Here is a 19,733-nt window from a genome sequence, read left to right as displayed (position 1 = left end):
TTACATATTACTGGCGTTAGCCGCTGTGGTATAAGCCCAGTCGACGGATCGTGGCTGGGCACTATCGGCGACGAACAGGTGGCCGATGTCTGGTACCGCGTACCACAGTTCACCCCGGCTTGGATTGTGGCGGGCGAATTCGTTGTGGCTCATGCCAACTTCCCAGATCTCGTCACTGTTCCAGCCCACCGGCACGAGCTCTATCCGCACTTCCGAGCCAATCAGACTGATGGCCTCGATACGCAGCGGTAAACGGGCGTGAATTGCTGGCGCCCGGGCAAGGTGGACCTCGTGGGGGCGCAAGTACAGCTGCGCCTCCTGATCAGACTTCTGCCCAGGCAGAGATACCCAGGCATCCCCTTGAACCAGCTTATGATGTTTCACGACGCCGGAGATCACATTGACATGGCCCAGGAAGTCGAACACAAACCGGCTTTCGGGCCGTGCATACAGATCGGTAGGTTCGTTAACCTGTTCCACCTGTCCCTGGCTCATGACCACCACCTGATCGGACAGCTCCAGGGCTTCTTCCTGGTCATGGGTGACAAAGATGCTGGTGAAATGAAACTCGTCATGCAGCGCCCGTAACCAGCGACGCAGGTCTTTGCGCACTTTCGCATCCAGGGCGCCAAAGGGCTCGTCCAGAAGCAGTATACGGGGCTGAGTTGCCAGGGCCCTGGCCAGGGCCACACGTTGTTTCTGGCCACCGGACAACTGCGCCGGATATCGGTCAGCCAGTTGCGGTAACTGGATCATCTCCAGCAGTTTGGCCACCCGCTGGCGTATCTCGGATTTTGTCGGCCGCTGTTTGCGGGGCAGGGACTCCAGGCCAAATGCAATGTTCTCTGCCACGGTAAGGTGACGGAACAGGGCGTAGTGCTGAAACACGAAGCCAATATTACGATCCCGAACGTGCAGGTTGCTGACGTCATCGCCGCCAAACAGGATTCGGCCAGAGTCCGAAGATTCAAGCCCGGCGATAATCCGCAGCAGCGTGGTTTTGCCCGAGCCGGACGGCCCCAGAAGCGCGGTCAGTTTACCTTCAGGAATCTCCAGCGAAACGTCTTTCAGCGCCTGGAAACGGCCGAAGGTTTTGGAAATCTGGTCGATAGTGATGCTCATATCAGACACCTCCTTTCTCGGGCGTCAGGATCGTTGGGCGGGATTGGCGCCACTCTACAAAGGCTTTAACGACTAACGTCAGGATGGCAATGGTTGCCAGCAGGGCGGCACTGGCGAAGGCGCCTACCACGTTATAATCTTGATAAAGCAGTTCAACATGAAGCGGTAAGGTATTGGTTTCACCGCGAATATTGCCTGAAACAACAGACACGGCACCGAATTCACCCACGGCGCGGGCATTGGTCAGTACTACGCCGTAGATCAGCGCCCACTTGATGTTAGGCAGGGTAATCTTCCGGAAAATACGCCAGCCAGAAGCGCCCAGAACCACGCCGGCTTCTTCTTCCTCACTGCCTTGCTGTTGCATCAGCGGGATGAGCTCGCGGGCAACGAACGGGCAGGTGACAAATACGGTGACCATGACAATGCCCGGCCAGGCAAACATCAACTGGACATCGTGGGTGGCCAGCCAGCCGCCGAGCCAACCGTTCCGGCCGTAAAGCAATAGATACAGCAAGCCGGCGATTACCGGTGACACGGCAAAGGGAATATCGATCAGGGTCACCAGCAGTTTCCGGCCTGGAAACCGGAACCTGGTAACGGCCCAGGCGAGGGCAGTACCGAAGATGAGATTGAGTGGCACCGTCAGTGCTGCAACCAGCAAGGTCAGGCCGATGGCGTGCAGGGTGAACTGGTCCAGCACGTTACCGGTAAAGGTGCTCCAGCCGGCACTCAGGGCCTGGAAGAAAATGACCACCACCGGAATCACCAGTAGAACAAGCGACACCAGAACCGCAGTACCAATGAGCAGGCGGCGCACCCAGGGTTGATCGCCGACGCGATGATGTTCAGCTGCCATCTATCGGCCCTCCAGACGACGCAGGTATCGGCCCTGCCAGAGGTTAATGGCAAACAGCAGTACCAGTGAGGCCAACAGAACAACCGAGGCAATGGCGCTGGCCGCAGCGTAGTCGTATTCCTGCAACCGGATAAATACCATCAGGCTGGTGACTTCGCTGACGTAGGGGGTATTGCCGGCAATGAATATGATGGCGCCAAATTCACCCAGGCTGCGGGTGAAGGAGAGCGCAATGCCTGTGACCAGCGCAGGCCACAACGACGGAAAGATGACCTTGCGGAACACCCGGCCGTCGGAAGCACCGAGGCTGACCGCGGCTTCCTCATCCGCCGGTGACAATTCCTCCAGCACAGGCTGGACAGTGCGCACCACAAAGGGAATGCTGGTGAAAGCCATGGCAACCACAATACCCAAAGGGGTGAACGCCACTTCAATGCCCAGCTTGGCCAGCCACTGGCCGTACCAGCCGTTTTGGGCAAACAGGGTAGCGAGGGTAATACCTGCAACCGCGGTAGGCAGCGCAAATGGTAGGTCGACAAAGGCATCCAGTACGCGCTTGCCCGGGAAGTCATAACGCACCAGAACCCAGGCCAATAACAAGCCAAAGACACCGTTAAACAGCGATGCGGCCAGGGCCGTCCATAACGTCACCTTGTAGGATTCAACCACCCGGGGATCGGTGATCGTGAACCAGAACTGGTCCCAGGTCATGCCGGATGTTTCCACCACCAGGCCAGATAACGGGAGCAACAAAACCAGGCTGACGAAAAACAGCGAAATGCCGAGGCTCAAACCGAACCCCGGCAATACCCGTTTGCTACGACCTGAAAAGCGCCGCGCTGGGGCGGCGCTCATTTGAGCGGGAGCAGACATCTCAGCCTCTTACCGACGCCGCTGTAACTGGTCGAGTTTGCCACCGCTGCTGAAATGCCTGGTCATGGCGTTTTCCCAGCCACCAGTAATCTCATCGATGGATTTCAACTTCAGCTCACGGAACCGGTCTGCGTTCTCTTCGATCACCGTTTCGTTGTGAACCCGGTAGTTAAAGCCGGCCAGCAAGCGTTGGGAGTCTTCAGAGTAAAGATGGCTCAGGTACTCTTTTGCCAGTTCCTCGGTGCCGTTCTGGCGGGTGTAATCGTCAATCCAGGTGACCGGGAATTCTGCAAGAAAACTGACCTTGGGGGTGATAACTTCATATTCGCCGTTCTCGAAACGATCGGCGATGTTCAGAACCTCCGATTCAAAGGTCAGCAGTACGTCGCCAATGCCGCGCTCAACAAAGGTGGTGGTGGCGCCACGGCCGCCGCTGTCAAACACCCGGACACGGCCCAGGAAGTCTGCCAGGAACTGGTCAATCTTTGCTTCGTCGTCACCGAAGGCATCCTGGGCGTATCCCAGTGCGGCCAGATAGGTGTAACGGCCATTGCCGGAGGTTTTCGGATTCGGCATGACCAGGGCAACATCATCACGAACCAGGTCATCCCAGTTCTGGATGTTCTTCGGGTTGTCCTTGCGTACCAGGAACGCCATGGTGGAATAGTAGGGGGAGCTGTTGTTTGGCAAACGCTCTGCCCAGTTTTCCGGGATCAGGCGACCGCGTTCGTGCAGGATGTCAATATCGGTAACCTGGTTAAAGGTGGCTACGTCTGCCTTGAGGCCCTGGATAATGGCTTGTGCCTGGCGTGAGGAGCCAGCGTGGGACTGGCGAATATTGACCGTTTCACCGGTTTTTTCCTGCCAGTACTTCTGGAACTCCACGTTGTAGGCCGCGAACAGTTCCCGAGCGATGTCATAGGAAGTATTGAGAAGCTCGCGATCAGCCGCCAGCGCTGGCTGGGCGGAGAGCAGGGCTGCGCCCAGCGCAAATCCTTTAAACAGTTGTTTCATCAGACGCTCCTCAGAACCGGAAATGGTGAATCTGAGAAGTAATCTAACAAAGTTTTTTAAGAACCAAAAATACTAAAAGAAAATAATAATAGCGCTTTCGGGAATGAGAGCACCGTGCCTGATCAGTATTTCAGCAATGCGGAGCCCCAGGTGAACCCTCCGCCGAAGGCCTCCAGCAGAACGGTTTCACCCCGTTTGATACGTCCATCCCGAACGGCCTCATCCAGCGCCAGGGGAATGGACGCTGCGGAGGTGTTGCCATGGCGATTAACAGTCACCACAACCTGGTCCATGGACATATCCAGTTTGCGGGCCGTGGCGGCAATAATACGCAGGTTTGCCTGATGTGGTACCAGCCAGTCGATGTCGGATTTTCGCATCTGGTTGGCCTGCAGGGTTTCATCGACAATCTGCCCAAGGGTGTTTACGGCAACCTTGAACACCTCGTTACCTTTCATTTCTACAAACGCATTGCCTGCCTTGATGGCATCGAAGTGGTTAGATACGCCGCAAGGAACGTGTAGCAGATCCTCGTAGCGGCCATCAGCGTGGAGGTGAGTCGACAAAATTCCGGTTTCTTCGTTGGCCTCAAGAATTACCGCACCGGCACCATCGCCGAACAGGATGCAGGTGCCCCGGTCTTCCCAATTGATGATTCTGGAGAACACCTCAGCGCCAATGACCAGTGCCTTCTTACTGGTGCCGGTTTTTATGAATTTCTCAGCGGTTGCCAGGGCATAGACAAAACCGCTGCATACCGCCTGGATATCAAAGGCCGGGCAACCCTGAATACCCAGCCTGGCCTGGAGAATACAGGCACAGCTCGGAAAAACCTTATCCGGGGTGGTGGTGGCAAAAACAATAAGGTCAATATCCGTTACCTCAATGCCGGCGGCTTCGATGGCCCGCAGTGCGGCTTGCTCTGCCAGATCCACAGTGGACTGGCCGGGCAGGGCGATGTGACGTTGTTCAATGCCGGTGCGCTCACGAATCCATTGATCAGAAGTATCCACCTTCTGTTCAAGGTCGCGATTGGTAACGATGTTGTCCGGCAGGTAGGAGCCGGTTCCGGCAATGCGTGCAAAAGTCATGCGCTGTGTCCAGGGTCGATTACGATAACAATAGACCCATGCTAACCCTTTGCAACCGGAATGGTTATTAGCGGATTGTCAAAGACCACCCGGGCGACACAATGCCAACCCGGGGTGTTAACGGGTGGTAATCAGCCTTGCTTGAGCGTGTCCATATCGATCACGAAGCGGTACTTCACATCACTCTTTTTCAGTCGCTCGTAGGCGTCATTGATATTGCGGATGTCCAGCATTTCAACGTCGCAGGTAATGTTGTGTTCCGCGCAGAAATCCAGCATTTCCTGGGTTTCCGGCATACCGCCGATCAGCGAACCGGCAACCACCCGCCGCTTGGTTACCAACAGTCCCGCCTGGAGTGCGGGCTCCACAGGCGTCAGCAGCCCTACCAGAATATGGGTGCCATCGTATTTCAGGCACTTCAGGTAAGGGTTGAGATCATGGGCCACGGGAATGGTGTCGAGCAGGAAGTCGAATGAATCCGCAGCGGCCTTCATCTGCGCCTTGTCTGTGGAAATTATGACGTGATCAGCACCCTGCTTCTTCGCCTCCGCCACTTTGCTTTCTGAACGGGTGAAGATGGTGACTTCCGCTCCCATGGCCTTGGCCAGCTTCACACCCATGTGGCCCAGGCCACCCATGCCAAGAACGCCCACTTTGTGGCCCTTGCCAACTTTGAAGTGCTTGAGCGGAGAGTAAGTGGTGATACCGGCACACAGGAGCGGTGCCGCGCTGGCCGGGTCAAGATTTTCCGGCACCCGAACCACGAAACGATCGCTTACCACGATTCTCTCTGAGTAACCGCCATGGGTGACGGTGCCATCGTGGCGATCCAGGCTGCCGTAGGTCATGGTGGAGCCTTCAATACAGTATTGCTCCAGCCCGGAATCGCAGGCTGAACACGTGCGACAGCTATCAACCATGCAGCCTACACCCACCAGATCACCGGGCTGGTAGCGGGTAACATCCCGGCCTATGGCGGTTACACGGCCAATGATTTCGTGGCCAGGAACAACGGGATACTGAGAGCCGCCCCAGTCGTTCTCGACCGTGTGCAGGTCACTGTGGCAAACGCCGCAGTAATCAATCTCAATAGCAACGTCGTCTGGTCTCAGCTCGCGCCGGTCAAAGGAGTAGGGCGCCAGGCCGGACGTTGGGCTTGATGCAGCGTATGCGCGGGTATTTGCCATTAGAGACTCCTTGCTGAATGGTATTCCGTGGTACGGGAGTTGTTACGTTAACATCGATTTTCAGACCAGTGTACGAATCAATACCACCCAAGGAAAAATAGGGGATTCCCGACTGGGGGCGGCCCAGGCGTTCGCCTCTAGTCAGCCGGAGTCTCGGCTTCGGCCAGGATCTCCGGCTTCTTCAGTGCTTTCTGGAACAGATCCTTGTTCTCGGCAATCAGCAGGGCGCACTGCTCCACCAGTTGCTCCGGCATATCCGGGATTTTCTTCTCAAACCAGAGCTGGATATTCTCCGACAGCTCCAGCATTTTATCGCGGGCATCAGCTTCGGCTTTGGAAGTGAAAAGCATCGAGTCGGGATTCTTGAGTGCCATTTCGAGTCCGTCGCGGTCTGAGTAGAACAAAGATTGAACAGCCATTAAGAAGATTCCTCGCTGTTTATGGATGACTGTATAAATATACAGTCCCATAGTAGCCTATTCTGATCCCGTTATCGAGCCCTCTGGAATTATGTTATGTTCTGGGAAGATATTTCAGTTAAAGACACTCAAACGGACACTGGCGGCTATCTCTATGAAAGTAACCATCATCGGCGCAGGCATTATGGGAACGACGTTTGCCATCCTGGCAAAGGAACTGGCCCCGGAGTTGGACGTAACCATTCTGGAACGCCTGGACCGCGCAGGGGCGGGCAACTCCTGGGTATTTAACAATGCCGGCACCGGTCACGAAGCCAACTGCGAGCTCAACTACACGCCGGTGGATGAAGAGGTTATTTCCGTTGAGAAAGCCCTGAAAATTCACGCCCAGTTTAACGTTGCCAAACAGTTCTGGGCTTACCTGGTTGATAAAGGCGCTATTAAAGAGCCAACCAGCTTTATCAACCAGACCAAGCATTGCACCATCGTATCTGAATCCTCCATCGAGGAGTTGAAACTACGATTCAAAGAAATGTCGGCCCATCATTTCTTTGAACATATGCGTTACTCCGAAGACTTTGATGAAATCAAAAGCTGGATTCCCTTCACCATGGAAGGCCGCGCACGCGATGAGAAAATGGCCGCTACCGTTATCGAAACGGGCACCGACGTCAACTTTGGCGCCTTGACTGAGCTGATGGCGGAATACGCCGTGAACCAGCTGGGTGTAAAGGTCGAATACGGTGTGCATGTTAAGCGAGTGCATCGCAGCCCGGCAGGGAGTTGGTTGGTGGAAACCCAAACCCGGGGCGAGCCGGTGCAACACCGCGCGGACGTTCTGTTTGTGGGAGCCGGCGGGGGAGCCTTTCCGATTCTGAAGAAGAGCCATCTACCTTTCGCTCGCCGGTTTACCGGCTTTCCCGTGGGCGGGCGTTTTCTGCAGGCCAGGATTACCCCGGAGCAGGCCGACCAGTACCGGGCCAAAACCTATGGCAAAGCGGAGGTCGGGGCCCCGCCCATGTCGGTACCGCATCTGGATTTACGGGTGGCTGATGGCCAGCACTACCTCCTGTTTGGCCCGTTCGCTTCGTTCAAGCCAGTATTGGAAAAGGGCAGAGGCTTATTCGATTACCTCCGGGCCATGCGGCTGCACGATATTCCGGGACTGCTGAATGTGGCCCTTGAGCATTTCCCGCTGGTCAAGTACCTGATCTCCGAAACTTTCAAAGGCGATAAAAGTATGTTGGCGGCCCTCGACAAGTTTGCCCCCGGCCTGAGCCAGAAGTTTGACTGGAAGCCCATCGAGGCGGGGCAGCGGGTACAGATCATCAAGGACGGTGACTTGCAGATGGGCACAGAGATTATCGTGTCGAAGGATAAAACCTACGGCACAATACTTGGGGCGTCGCCTGGCGCCTCGGTGTCACCTGAGGTGATGCTGCGTGCCCTGGAGCAATTGTTCCCGGCGGTATTTGCCGGAGAATCGGCCAGATCCAAGCTGAAAGAGATGTTCCCTGAGGACAATCTGGATACACTGATCAGCAATCCGGAGCGGTATCGCGAGATTCGGGACGCCGTAAACTCAGCCTTGGGCATCCAGTCAGAGATACCAGTGTAGCCAAACGTTCTCAGGAGCGAACACAAATAGTGAAAGCACTTGAACTCAAGGTTCCGCCCGTTGTTCTGGTTATCCTTTTTGGGGCGGCCATGTGGGCTATTTCGAGGCTGTTGCCGGCTGGCTACTTTACTGTTCCGGGCAGGCTGATTCTGTGCACCTTCATGGTCCTGGCTGGCGCAGGTATTGCCCTGGCCGGCGTTCTGGCATTTCGTGCAGCAGGCACCACCGTTGATCCTCGCACGCCCCATCAGTCTGCCAGCCTGGTGGTTGACGGGATTTACCGTTACACCCGCAATCCCATGTACCTCGGATTTCTGCTGATGCTTATTGCGTGGAGCCTGTATCTGGGCAGCGTATTTGCCGCGCTGTTACTCCCGCTGTTCATGCTGTACATGAATCGCTTCCAGATTAAACCCGAGGAACGTCATATGCGGGCATTATTCGGGGACGATTACACCCAGTACACCTCACGTGTTGGGCGATGGTTCTAGCCAGGTAACGGGATATAGTCTTCTTTATCGCCAGGCACGATGGGAAAACGCCGGTTCTGCCAGTCATCCTTGGCCTGTTCGATACGCTCCTTACGGCTGGACACAAAATTCCATTCAATAAACCGTCGACCCAGTGGTTCGCCGCCAACAAGGGCGAGCCGGGTGTCTTCGATCGCTTCAACCGTAACGCCCTCGTGAGCCGCCAAAACGGCCATGGAATATTCAGGCACCTCCGTTCCGCCTGCCCGCAGCTTCCCCTTGGCAACGTACAACCCTCGTTCCTCGGCATCAGGCAGAGTCAGTTTCTGCCCCGGTTTCAACCATGCCTCAATGTACAGGGTACCGGCAAAGGTCTTGACCGGCGACGCGGCACCGAAAGCGGTTCCCATCATTACCTGTACCTGAACGCCATCCACGGAAACTGATGGCACTGTGTCGCCGGGATAGTGATAGAACGCCGGTTCTGTTTCTTCGTCTGCCTCGGGCAGCGCCAGCCACAATTGCAATCCGTGGAGCGTGTGGTCGGAGGCTGTGATTTCCGGGCGCTCCCGCTCCGAATGAACAATCCCGCGCCCGGCCACCATCAGGTTGATATCCCCGGGGCGGATCGGTTGCTGACTGCCCAGCGAATCACGGTGCAGGATTTCACCTTCAAACAGGTAGGTAACGGTCGCAATGCCAATATGGGGGTGAGGGCGCACGTTAATGCCATCCCCGGCCGCAAAATGGGCCGGCCCCATATGATCAAAAAAGATCCATGGCCCGATCATTTTCCGGCCAATTACCGGCAGAACCCGCCTTACCGAAAAGCCCCCGAGGTCACGGTTTCTGGGATGAAGAAGCTGGACTATAGCGCCACATTCATCGGTAATGGGGCAATCCAGTTCAGTGTCGGGCGCGAGATTGCTCATGGTCAGCTCCGGACTTGAGTTCAATTAAGTGGTGTTCTTGGAGCTTGGTGCCAGCATGGGAAAGTGTCAAATGGGAACGATGGCTATGCCAGAGTTTGGCTTGGTTCGGTACCGCGCTGACGTTTGCCCCGTGAGGCTTACGCGTTGCTTCGAAGCCAAAAACGCACCGTCCCTGGTGCCAAGACGCAAATGAAGCAGCTAAAGCTTAACCGTGGCTTTCGGACTTCACTTCGCCGCGGATAACAACCTGTCCGCTATAGGGGGCCGGCTGAGGGGCTTCGACGCCCGGTTCATCGGATTTGCGATCTGCCAGAGTCGCGTGGGCAGGAATAGCCGCTACCGCGATGAGTGAGGCGAGGGTTAGCAGTGCAACTTTACGCATAACATCTTCTCCTGAGTTTGAATGAGTCAACGCTTTCATCGGAACTGCCTGGGTGGTCGGCAGTTGATGGGGAGAAGTATGGGGCTGGGGAGGCGACCTGAATAATTCCGAAACAATATGGAACACATCATCTCAAATTATAATAAACCGTTTTTTGCTGCCGAAACGTTCACCGAAACGTTTTAGGATTCCACGATTAAAAATAAAAAATATCTATACATCATTAGTTAAGGTGTGATTTCTATAATTCTTCTTAGAAGGGAGGCTCAGGGAATAAGCCTGAAAAAGGCGGTATAAGTACCTATGCATCACTATCTGTGATGTTGAGAATACCATCTCTTGATTAGTCTGCCGCGCCCGTCATCCGAAAAATAGCCGCCAACTTGATCCACACAATTGAAGCACTGGAGTTGGCCATGCGTTCCCTTTCACTCGCTCTTGCACTCGGTTTTGCTGTGGCGTCGTCTGTCAGCCTGGCTGGTGAGTCCGCTTCCGCCATTGCACTGTCTATTGATAACGATCTGTTCGCCCCGACCCGGACCGACCGGGACTACACAGCCGGGGTCGCCATAACCTATTCCTCCAACTCCGAGGCGCTGAACAACAGCCTGGTTTCCCGCGCGGTGGGAGCGATCGACCAGGGCCTGGTTGGCAGTTTTGGCCGGCTGCCGGACCAGCCTGAGAACACCTCGGTGGAGTTCGGTGCCTACGGCTTTACCCCCGAGGAGATTACGGAGCAAGGTATCGACAGGAGCGACCGACCGTACAGCAGCCTGGTGTATCTGTCCACGAGCCGCAGTTATCAGTCAGCCGGTGGCACCTCGGGATGGACCACCTCGCTGACCGTTGGTGCCCTGGGCTTAGACCTGTTTGAGCACAGTCAGAATGCGATTCACAAGGCCACCGGCAGTGACAAGCCCGAAGGCTGGGATCACCAGATCTCCGAAGGGGGCGAGCCTACCTTGCGGTACCACGCGGCCTACCACCAGTACCTGGATGGCAGTGAGCCGGGCAGCAAGTTCAAGGTGACCTACTTTGGGAGCGTCGGATACCTCACTGAATTTGGCGCCGCCCTGGTGTTCCGGGGAGGGCTGATTTCGTCGCCGGATAACCGCTTCAACCCGGAATTGATGGCCTACGGTGAGCGGGCGCCCAGCGTCTCCGCGGTTGGCGGTCGGGAGAACTACTTCTGGGGTGGCCTGTCGGTGAAGGCCAGAGCCTACAACGCTTTCCTGCAGGGTCAGTTCCGGGATTCTGATCACGAACTCAGTGCCAATGATCTGAATGTACTGCTAGCGGAAGTCTGGGCCGGTTACACCTACACGCTCTGGGACAACATGGAGCTAAGCTACGTGTTGCGTGTGCAGAGCTCCGAAATCAAGAACGGTACCGGTGATCGCACCCTGGCCTGGGGCGGACTGGTGCTGAGCAAGCGCTTTGGCAGTCACTGACAACCGGTGTACATCACCCCGGGAAATACCATGTATACCGCTGAACAATTGGTTTTCAGCAAGAGCAGGGCGCATGGTTAGGCTCAGGCATTACTGGAAACGGAGAAACGATATGAGCAACATCGTTGAAGTAAACGACAGCAACTTTGATGCGGCCGTTGGTCGTAACGACAAGCCGGTCCTGGTCGATTTCTGGGCACCCTGGTGCGGCCCCTGCAAGACCGTTGGCCCCATGCTTGAAGAAATCGCCGACGAACTGGGCGATGACCTGGTAGTGGCCAAGGTCAACGTGGATGACAGCCCGGAAACGGCGGCTCGCATGGGAATCCGCAGCATTCCGACCCTGGCGCTGTTCCGCGAGGGCGGCGTGGTGGCCCGGCAGACCGGTGCCGGTACCCTGGGCCAGTTGCGGGCCTTCGTCAAAGGCAACCTGTAACTCACCGGTTCGAATCAACACCCTCCTGCTATGGGAGGGTGTTTTTGTGTGCCGGTTGCACTGCCCGCCAATGCTCGTCAGACTTATCCGGGTCCATTGCCATCATTCAGGTACCCCACGATGAAAACCCAGGAGCTGCAACTCCTCTATATTTTCGACGCCATCATGACCGAGCGCTCGGTGACCCGAGCCGCCGAGCGTCTGGCCATGACCCAGCCGGCGGTATCCAACGCAATTTCCCGGATGCGCCAGATCTGGAGCGACCCGCTGTTTGTCCGCAAAGGTCGTAACATCGAGCCAACGTCTTATGCCTTGAGCCTCTGGGACCAGGTAGGCGGGCCCATGTACGCGCTAACCAACGCGGTTTCAGCCACTCAGTTCGACCCCGCTAATTCCAAAAGGAAATTTCGCATCGCCGCTACCGACGTGATCGTTGAGATGGTCTGGCGCCAGTTAATCGAATTGCTGGAGCAGGAGGCGCCCGGTGTCGATCTGCACGCGGTCCCGTACACGCCCGATGGCACCTACGACGATCTGCGCGAAGCCCACGTGGACCTGGCGGTTGGCGTTCTGAACCAGCACGACCACAGCCTGCGGAGCACCTGGTTGTTTGAGGGTGGCTACGTGCTGGCGATGCGCGAAGGACATCCGCTGGCGGGTAAGCCGATCACCATGGAGGAATTCCTGGAGGCCCGGCATTTGCTTGTGTCCATGTCGGGCGACGCCCATGGTTTCGTGGACAGCTACCTGGACCAGAAGGGGCAAAGCCGCCGGATTGCCGCCACCGTCAATCATTTCTCCATCGTGCCGCAGGTGCTTCGGGAGACAAACCTGATTGCGGCGGTGCCGGAGCTCATCAGTCAGGACTGCGGTTTTGTGAACGGGCTCTGGATGGGAGAGCTGCCCTTTGAGGTTGATCCCACCAGCATGTACCTGGTCTGGCACGCCCGCCATGACCGGGATCCCGGCATTATCTGGATTCGGGACCACCTCGAGCGCCTGCTGCGGGATCGCTGGCACGAAATCATGACCACCTCGCCCTGCGGGCGGCACCTGAAAGCGGTCTAACCGGCCAGATCACTAGGGCCTCAGACTGGAAGAAACAAGAAAGGAGATCGCGCTTTCAACGGTCATGTGTTCTGCGCAACGAAAAAGGGGGCTGACAGCCCCTTCTCAGCATTGTGCTTCAGCTAACTCTTTCAAGGTAAGGGTAGTCAATATACCCTTCCGCACCCTGGGAGTAAAAAGTCGCCGGATCTGCTTCGTTGAGCTCGGAGCCAAGCTTCAGGCGCTCCGGGAGGTCCGGGTTGGCAATGAAGGGCACGCCAAAGGCGACAGCGTCGGCCTGTCCGGATTCGATGGCTTGTTCTGCTTCTTCACCGGTGTAGCCCATGTTGAGGATCAACTTGCCCTTGAAGTGTTCACGGACCGGAGTAATGACGTCCGCTTGCTGTTCCCCGAAAAAGTCGCCGCGCATCAAATGAACATAGGCCAGGTCGTAGTCGTTCAGGCGCTTGGCGAGCCAGGTAACCAGACCGACCGGATCACTATCCTTCATGCTCTGGAAGCTGTTGAGGGGGCTCAGTCGAACACCGACGTTCTCGGAACCGAACGCTCCGGATACGGCTTCAATCACCTCCAATAGAAGCCGGGCGCGATTTTCGATCGGGCCTCCGTAGGGGCCTTCTCGATGGTTGGAGCTATCACGCAGGAACTGGTCCAGCAGATAGCCGTTGGCGCCATGAACCTCAACACCGTCAAAGCCGGCGCGTTTGGCATTCTCGGCGGCGGTGCGGAAACCGTCGATGATGGCCGGGATTTCGCTGTCGGCCAGTGCGCGGGGAACCGTGTAGGACTTCTTACCTTCCGGTGTGTGCACTTCATCGCTGGTGATGGCAATGGCGCTGGGCGCTACCGGATCCTTGCCATTGTTTAACACCGGGTGGCAGGCGCGGCCACCGTGAAAGATTTGCAGATAAATCTTGCCACCTTTGGCGTGTACCGCATCAGTGACTTTCTTCCAGCCTTCAACTTGCGCCTCGGAATAGATACCGGGCTCGCGCCAGAAGGCCGAAGTGCCTTCGATGGCCATGGTCGCTTCAGCGATGATCAGGCCGGCAGAGGCACGCTGGGCGTAATACTCAACCATTATATCCGTGGGAACGTGATCAGCGTCGGCACGGACGCGGGTGAGGGGGGCCATGATGACCCGATTGGCCAATTCACTGGCGCCCATTTTCAGGGGAGTAAAAAGTGTGTTCATAGCATCCTCGGGAAATTTGGTGTACAAGAGCTGGTAGCATATCCGCCCGTTGGCCGGGCGGACTAATTCGGACGAGATATATCAATCATCACCCTGACTGATGCGACAGGCTGTTCATCTTTTCCTCCGGACAAGCGATCCGGAGGAAAAAGGCCGCCGGCAATCATTGCATTCATCAGTTCGCCTACTTTTGCACGCAGGTCATCCCTCAACAGCCTCATTGCTGGCGTTCCTCAAAACCACGATCAGATCATCAAGACTCATTTTCAAAAATTCTTTGAATATGTTTAACAAATTTTCCCGTTTACCCGAATGTAAACGGCGACCATACTGTGCGCTACTCGAAAATCATTGCGGAGACAGATAATGAAAGCTGTTGGATATCGGGAATCTCTTCCTATCGAAAACCCTGATGCGCTGCAAAATGTTGAGATGGAACGTCCCGTCGCAAAAGGCCGGGACCTGTTGGTCAGAGTCAAAGCCATCGCCGTGAACCCCGTTGACTTCAAGGTACGCCAGCAGGCAGAGCCCGAACCAGGCCAGATCAAAGTACTTGGATGGGATGCCGTTGGAGAGGTAGTGGCAATAGGCGAGGACGCTTCACTCTTCAAAGAAGGTGACACCGTATTTTATGCCGGTGACGTTACCCGTCAGGGCAGCAACGCTGAATACCAGGTTGTCGATGAGCGTCTGGTTGGTCGGAAGCCTGCCAGCCTGTCCGACGCCGATGCTGCGGCGTTGCCCCTGACCACGATAACAGCATGGGAAATGCTGTTTGACCACCTGCAACTTGAGCGACAGTTGGCTGGGTCCATCACTCCAAGCGACGATGTGGTACTTGTGATTGGCGCCGCAGGAGGCGTGGGTTCAATTCTAGTTCAATTGATCAAACAGCTGACAGGCGCAAAAGTACTCGCTACGGCATCTCGCCCGGAATCGAAGGCCTGGGTTGAATCATTGGGTGCGGATTTTGTTTTGAATCACCGTGAACCCTTGCAGCCCCAGATCGAAACACTGGTGTCTGCCGGCAAAATTGGTTCTGTAACCCATGTGGCCAGTCTTAACGCCACAGATCAATACTTCGACGATTATGTGGCGGTGCTTAGGCCGTTTGGAAAGATTGCCATGATCGACGATCCTGCAAGTCTGGATGTAATGAAGATCAAGCCGAAGAGTCTGTCATTGCACATTGAATTCATGTTCGCCCGCTCAATGCACCAGGCGGATGATATGCAGGTTCAGCACGACTTGTTGAATGAGGTCTCACGGCTTGTAGATCAAGGCTTCATCCGCACAACTGCAGGGAAGCACCTCGGAGCGATCAACGCTGAGAATCTACGTGCCGCACACGCCGAACTGGAATCAGGAACCGCCGTTGGCAAGATTGTGCTGGAGGGTTTTGCCTGACGGGCCTCGCCCTGCTGGGGGCAGGTCAAATTACCAACAATCTGTTTTCGGCACTTCTGGGGTGTAGTGATTGGGTTCGGTTGCTATGCCATAACCCGGACCGGGACCGTCAATTGACGGCCCCTGCAATCCGGGGCCAGATCAGACATGACACCCAAGATGCCCGCCATGAAATCGCAAATGCTCCTCGATAAAACTCGCAATAAAGAAGTAGCTGTGGTCGTAGCCCTCCCGGAAATTGAGCTCCAGCGGGTAATTGCTGATGCTGGCCGCGGCCTCAAGCGCCTCTGGCTGAAGCTGCTCAGTCAGGAAATTATCCGCTTCGCCCTGATCGACCAGTGCCGGAACGAACTGTGTTGCATCCCGCATCAGCAGGCTGGCGTCGTATTGGGCCCAACGCGCGGTGTCCTTGCCCAGGTACGCAGTGAAGGCTTTCTTGCCCCATGGGCAATTTACCGGATTGCTGATCGGGCTGAAGGCCGATACGGACCGGTATCTTTCAGGGTTGCGCAGAGCCAGAACGAGGGCACCATGACCACCCATTGAATGACCTGCAATCGAGCGTTGATCCGTTACCGGGAAAACAGATTCGATCAGTGCAGGCAGCTCATTCAGCACATAGTCGTACATGCGGTAGTTGGGATGCCATGGGCTTTCGGTAGCGTTCACGTAGAAGCCAGCGCCCTGGCCAAGATCGTAGCTTTCATCGTCGGCAACGTCATCGCCGCGGGGGCTGGTGTCCGGTGCCACGATAGCCATGCCCAATTCCGCGGCCACACGATGGGCGCCGGCTTTCTGCATGAAGTTTTCATCGGTACAGGTCAGGCCGGACAGCCAATAGAGCACCGGTACTTTTTCCCCGTTGGCTACTCCTGGCGGAAGGTAAATCGCAAATCGCATTGTGCAACCCAGAGTTTCAGAACGGTGACTGTACTGCTTGTGCCAGCCACCGAAGCTCTTGTTGCTGCTCAGGTTTTCGATTGTCATCGGGACCTCCATCGGTCGGCCACCTGCGGGGCAGGTGGCCGTCGCGATTACTTGTCGAAATGAATAACGCTGCGGATGCTCTTGCCCTCATGCATCAGCTCGAAGGCCTCGTTGATGTCATCAAGCCCCATGGTGTGGGTGATGAAATCATTAAGCTTGAATTCACCCTGCAGGTAACGCTCGACAATACCAGGCAGCTCGGAACGGCCTTTGACCCCTCCGAAGGCGGAGCCTTTCCAGACGCGACCGGTCACGAGCTGGAACGGGCGGGTGGAAATTTCCTGGCCTGCCCCGGCAACGCCAATAATGACCGACTCGCCCCATCCCTTGTGGCAACATTCCAGTGCGGACCGCATGACATCGACGTTCCCGATGCATTCGAAGGAATAGTCCACGCCACCGTCAGTCAGTTCAACGATCACTTCCTGAATCGGCTTGTCATAGTCTTTGGGATTGATGCAGTCGGTTGCACCAAGCTGTTGTGCCAGGTCGAACTTGCTGTCATTGATATCGATGGCGATGATTCGACTCGCCTTGGCCATGGTCGCACCAATAATCGCAGACAGGCCGATGCCGCCGAGACCGAAAATGGCCACCGTAGCACCTTCTTCCACCTTGGCGGTATTCATGACCGCGCCCATGCCGGTGGTTACGCCGCAGCCGAGCAGGCACACCTCTTCCAGCGGGGCTTCCTTGTTGACCTTCGCCAGCGAAATCTCCGGCAGAACGGTGTACTCGGAGAAGGTCGAGCAACCCATGTAGTGATAGATTGGCTGTCCGTCCTTGTAGAAGCGGCTGGTGCCGTCGGGCATCAGCCCCTTGCCCTGGGTTTCGCGGATTTTCCCGCACAGGTTGGTTTTGCCGGACAGGCAGAATTTGCACTCGCCACATTCGGGGGTATACAAAGGAATCACATGATCGCCGACGGCAACACTGGTAACGCCTTCACCAATCGCCTCTACAATGCCGCCCCCCTCATGGCCAAGGATTGCTGGAAAGTTGCCCTCGGGATCCTCACCCGAGAGGGTAAACGCATCGGTGTGGCATACACCGGTTGCGATCACTTTTATCCGTACTTCCCCTGCTTTCGGGGGCATCACGTCCACCTCTTCAACCGACAGTGGCTGACCCGGGCCCCAGGCAATTGCTGCTTTTGATTTGATTATCTCAGCCATAACGTTCTCCATTGATTATTCAGGAAGGGCGGGACGCCCAAACGAAGCCCATATTGTATTTATGGCTCTTTGATTGATAATCTCTGTTTTTATCAAATCACCTTTACGTGTGTGCAATAATCGGGTGGTGCAAAGCAAACGGGGAAAACCATGTATCGCTGGGAAGGGATAAACGAGTTTGTGGCGGTTGCCGAAACCGAGAGTTTCACGCGTGCCGCGAAGCGACTGGACGTGTCGACGGCACAGGTCAGCCGCCAGGTCAGTGCCCTAGAGGCCCGCCTATCGACCCGGTTGTTCTACCGCACCACACGCCGGGTGTCGGTAACCGAGGCCGGACAGATCTTTTACCAGCACTGCCGGCAGGTACTCGACGCCCTGGAGCAGGCCGAGCGCTCTATTACCAACATGCAGCTGGTCCCGCGAGGCAGGCTGAGGCTGACTGCGCCGGTGACCTATGGAGAGAAATCCATTGCTCCGTTGGTCAACGACTTTGTTTTGCGATACCCCGAACTCGACGTGGACATGAAGCTTACCAACCAGACGCTGGACCTGGTGGCTGAAGGATACGATCTGGCTGTTCGCATGGGTAAGCTGGAGGATTCGACCCTGATGGCCCGACGCCTGGCATCGCGAACCCTATACGTGTGTGCCTCGCCGGATTATCTCGCCACGCAAGGCACGCCCCACTCGTTGTCCGAACTGGCGAACCACAACTGCCTGTTGGGAAACCTGGATTACTGGCGCTTCCAGGAAGCGGGCCAGCCGCGCAACGTGCGGGTAACGGGGAACATCCGCTGCGACAGTGGCAGGGCACTGCTTGATGCCGCCCTCAAGGGCATTGGTATTGTTCAACTACCGGATTACTACGTTCAGAACGCTCTGGATTCCAGGCTGTTGATTCCGGTGCTTACCCATTACCAGGAAGACGATGACGGTATCTGGGCGGTGTATCCCCATAACCGTCATCTGTCGCCGAAGGTGCGCATGCTTCTGGATTTTTTTGCAGAATCGCTCGCATAGCGCCGGACAGCAGCGGGGTATTCTTTATGCGATTCCAGTTCATGCACAACTGCGCATAATGTATATTATGTTAAATCCAATATAGACCCGGATGTCGCTTTTGCAAGACGAACAGAATCGTTTACGCCTCCCTCAGCCAAAACTAGAAAACATAAATGAAGCCAATACCAATCTCCGCCTCGTAATTGTTGCGCGTGATCGGGCTGTCTGAAACCTCACTCCCAAAGGCTTCGTAAAGAGCCTCACCGAAGATCTGCCAGTTCTTGTGCAAGTAATTACGGTAGCTAACATTGAACCCTGTTGATCTGTACCCGCTATCAACATCGGTTGCCAGTAGGCCGGAATCTATGGACTGTTGTGTGGTCACGCCAAAGTCACGGTTGGCAAGCTTGCCATCGTGGAACGTAACAACCGCACCCACTTCCCAGCCAGTACCGTCGGGCTTGCAGGCCAGGCAGGTTCCTGCTCCCAAAATCCCCAGTGTACCGACCTCACCTGTTAAGACCCGGCCATCCAGAAAGTAACGCCAGTCTTCCGTCAGCGCATGGCGCACTTCCAGCAGCACGGTGACTCCGGAACGTGAATCGCCTAAACCGTCCAGTCTGCCATCGTCTGAGTCACTTTCTTCACGGCCTTCTTCGTAGCCGATGGATGATTGAAACAACCAGGTATCCTTTACCAGTGTCCGCCAGCCAATTGCTTCACCTGCCCAGAAAAACAGGTGATCGCCGGTCCGGTACTGAACACCACCCGCTGGGTCGACCTCAAATTCAAATTCGTCGGACCCCTCGTAGGCAGTCTCATACTCAACGCCAAACCCAAGCCCAAAACCCCAACCATCGCCATTTGTAAAATCGTCAATGGAAGGCAGTGGAACGAGAGCAGTTCTCGACTCAGCCGCATTTACTGATCCAAAACAAGAAAGAGCGCTAAGAAATGCGGCGATTTGAAGGGTTAGTTTTTTCATTGTTTTGTCGCCTAGCAAGTAGATGGTGATAGTACGACTAACCCATCGCCATGGATTATT

Annotated in this window: 20 protein-coding genes; 7 read left to right on the top strand and 13 right to left on the bottom strand. The window is 55.9% G+C overall.

The genetic code is table 11. From position 1 onward, the window contains the following. From ACNSOI_RS10300 to ACNSOI_RS10270, 7 genes are all read right to left on the bottom strand, one after another. Positions 1 to 1,122, bottom strand: a complete 1,122-nt coding sequence (locus tag ACNSOI_RS10300; RefSeq protein WP_072677282.1) for a sulfate/molybdate ABC transporter ATP-binding protein — start codon at positions 1,120 to 1,122, stop codon at positions 1 to 3. Between the two features lies 1 nt (position 1,123). After that, positions 1,124 to 1,981 (bottom strand): sulfate ABC transporter permease subunit CysW, encoded by an 858-nt coding sequence (gene cysW / locus ACNSOI_RS10295; RefSeq protein WP_061333386.1) that lies wholly within the window; start codon positions 1,979 to 1,981, stop codon positions 1,124 to 1,126. Beyond that, positions 1,982 to 2,836 carry a sulfate/thiosulfate ABC transporter permease CysT gene (gene cysT, locus ACNSOI_RS10290; protein ID WP_228704050.1) on the bottom strand — a complete coding sequence of 285 codons (855 nt, stop codon included), beginning with the start codon at positions 2,834 to 2,836 and terminating at the stop codon, positions 1,982 to 1,984. A 27-nt stretch (positions 2,837 to 2,863) separates the two neighbouring features. After that, a complete protein-coding gene (gene cysP / locus ACNSOI_RS10285) occupies positions 2,864 to 3,868 on the bottom strand; it encodes a thiosulfate ABC transporter substrate-binding protein CysP (RefSeq protein WP_420193958.1) in 1,005 nt (334 codons plus the stop codon). Positions 3,869 to 3,990: 122 nt separating this feature from the next. After that, entirely contained in the window at positions 3,991 to 4,959 is a 969-nt protein-coding gene (locus ACNSOI_RS10280) for a beta-ketoacyl-ACP synthase III (protein ID WP_152438209.1), read from the bottom strand. A 131-nt stretch (positions 4,960 to 5,090) separates the two neighbouring features. Continuing rightward, entirely contained in the window at positions 5,091 to 6,146 is a 1,056-nt protein-coding gene (locus tag ACNSOI_RS10275) for an NAD(P)-dependent alcohol dehydrogenase (protein WP_319634237.1), read from the bottom strand. A gap of 137 nt (positions 6,147 to 6,283) precedes the next feature. Further along, a complete protein-coding gene (locus ACNSOI_RS10270; RefSeq protein WP_319634238.1) occupies positions 6,284 to 6,565 on the bottom strand; it encodes a YebG family protein in 282 nt (93 codons plus the stop codon). 154 nt (positions 6,566 to 6,719) lie between these two features. Between ACNSOI_RS10270 and ACNSOI_RS10265 the strand changes: the two genes are divergently transcribed. Both ACNSOI_RS10265 and ACNSOI_RS10260 read left to right on the top strand, forming a co-directional pair. Beyond that, positions 6,720 to 8,183: a malate:quinone oxidoreductase gene (locus tag ACNSOI_RS10265; RefSeq protein ID WP_420193957.1), complete on the top strand. Its 1,464-nt coding sequence runs from the start codon at positions 6,720 to 6,722 to the stop codon at positions 8,181 to 8,183. Between the two features lie 29 nt (positions 8,184 to 8,212). Further along, on the top strand, positions 8,213 to 8,674 hold the full coding sequence (locus ACNSOI_RS10260; protein ID WP_138437457.1) for a methyltransferase family protein: 462 nt from the start codon (positions 8,213 to 8,215) through the stop codon (positions 8,672 to 8,674). Here the strand turns inward: ACNSOI_RS10260 and ACNSOI_RS10255 are convergent. Beyond that, positions 8,671 to 9,585, bottom strand: a complete 915-nt coding sequence (locus tag ACNSOI_RS10255) for a pirin family protein (RefSeq protein WP_420193956.1) — start codon at positions 9,583 to 9,585, stop codon at positions 8,671 to 8,673. The two genes, ACNSOI_RS10260 and ACNSOI_RS10255, sit on opposite strands and share 4 nt — an antisense overlap. Positions 9,586 to 9,790: 205 nt before the next feature. Then, entirely contained in the window at positions 9,791 to 9,967 is a 177-nt protein-coding gene (locus ACNSOI_RS10250) for a hypothetical protein (protein ID WP_420193955.1), read from the bottom strand. 416 nt (positions 9,968 to 10,383) lie between these two features. On the opposite strand from ACNSOI_RS10250, the gene ACNSOI_RS10245 reads away from it, so the two are divergent. The 3 genes from ACNSOI_RS10245 (at position 10,384) to ACNSOI_RS10235 (ending at position 12,922) form a co-directional block, all read left to right on the top strand. After that, the gene (locus ACNSOI_RS10245; RefSeq protein WP_420193954.1) at positions 10,384 to 11,418 is read left to right on the top strand and encodes a lipid A deacylase LpxR family protein; all 1,035 of its coding nucleotides are present in this window, start codon (positions 10,384 to 10,386) and stop codon (positions 11,416 to 11,418) included. 112 nt (positions 11,419 to 11,530) lie between these two features. After that, positions 11,531 to 11,854 carry a thioredoxin gene (gene trxA, locus ACNSOI_RS10240; protein ID WP_224848255.1) on the top strand — a complete coding sequence of 108 codons (324 nt, stop codon included), beginning with the start codon at positions 11,531 to 11,533 and terminating at the stop codon, positions 11,852 to 11,854. A 120-nt stretch (positions 11,855 to 11,974) separates the two neighbouring features. Then, complete coding sequence (locus ACNSOI_RS10235) at positions 11,975 to 12,922, top strand: LysR family transcriptional regulator (RefSeq protein ID WP_420193953.1); 948 nt, start codon at positions 11,975 to 11,977, stop codon at positions 12,920 to 12,922. Between the two features lie 118 nt (positions 12,923 to 13,040). Here the strand turns inward: ACNSOI_RS10235 and ACNSOI_RS10230 are convergent, their stop codons facing one another. Then, positions 13,041 to 14,117, bottom strand: coding sequence for an alkene reductase (locus tag ACNSOI_RS10230; protein ID WP_420193952.1), 1,077 nt, complete (start codon positions 14,115 to 14,117; stop codon positions 13,041 to 13,043). Between the two features lie 366 nt (positions 14,118 to 14,483). On the opposite strand from ACNSOI_RS10230, the gene ACNSOI_RS10225 reads away from it, so the two are divergent. Beyond that, complete coding sequence (locus tag ACNSOI_RS10225) at positions 14,484 to 15,524, top strand: zinc-binding alcohol dehydrogenase family protein (RefSeq protein ID WP_420193951.1); 1,041 nt, start codon at positions 14,484 to 14,486, stop codon at positions 15,522 to 15,524. Positions 15,525 to 15,665: 141 nt separating this feature from the next. On the opposite strand, the gene fghA is transcribed toward ACNSOI_RS10225, so the two are convergent. After that, entirely contained in the window at positions 15,666 to 16,511 is an 846-nt protein-coding gene (gene fghA / locus ACNSOI_RS10220) for an S-formylglutathione hydrolase (protein WP_420193950.1), read from the bottom strand. A 47-nt stretch (positions 16,512 to 16,558) separates the two neighbouring features. Further along, positions 16,559 to 17,677, bottom strand: coding sequence for an S-(hydroxymethyl)glutathione dehydrogenase/class III alcohol dehydrogenase (locus ACNSOI_RS10215; RefSeq protein WP_420195717.1), 1,119 nt, complete (start codon positions 17,675 to 17,677; stop codon positions 16,559 to 16,561). 159 nt (positions 17,678 to 17,836) lie between these two features. Here ACNSOI_RS10215 and ACNSOI_RS10210 point away from each other — a divergent pair, with 159 nt between their 5' ends. Next, a complete protein-coding gene (locus tag ACNSOI_RS10210) occupies positions 17,837 to 18,706 on the top strand; it encodes a LysR family transcriptional regulator (protein WP_138437453.1) in 870 nt (289 codons plus the stop codon). A gap of 142 nt (positions 18,707 to 18,848) precedes the next feature. Here ACNSOI_RS10210 and ACNSOI_RS10205 read toward each other — a convergent pair whose 3' ends face one another. Further along, the gene (locus ACNSOI_RS10205) at positions 18,849 to 19,673 is read right to left on the bottom strand and encodes a MipA/OmpV family protein (protein ID WP_420193949.1); all 825 of its coding nucleotides are present in this window, start codon (positions 19,671 to 19,673) and stop codon (positions 18,849 to 18,851) included. Between the last annotated feature and the right edge of the window lie 60 nt (positions 19,674 to 19,733).

The sequence above is a fragment of the Marinobacter sp. GH_1 genome (genome assembly GCF_048595985.1).
Classification (GTDB): domain Bacteria; phylum Pseudomonadota; class Gammaproteobacteria; order Pseudomonadales; family Oleiphilaceae; genus Marinobacter; species Marinobacter shengliensis.
Note: the sequence above shows the minus strand (reverse complement) of the source record. Positions and strands in the feature narration are given on the sequence as shown.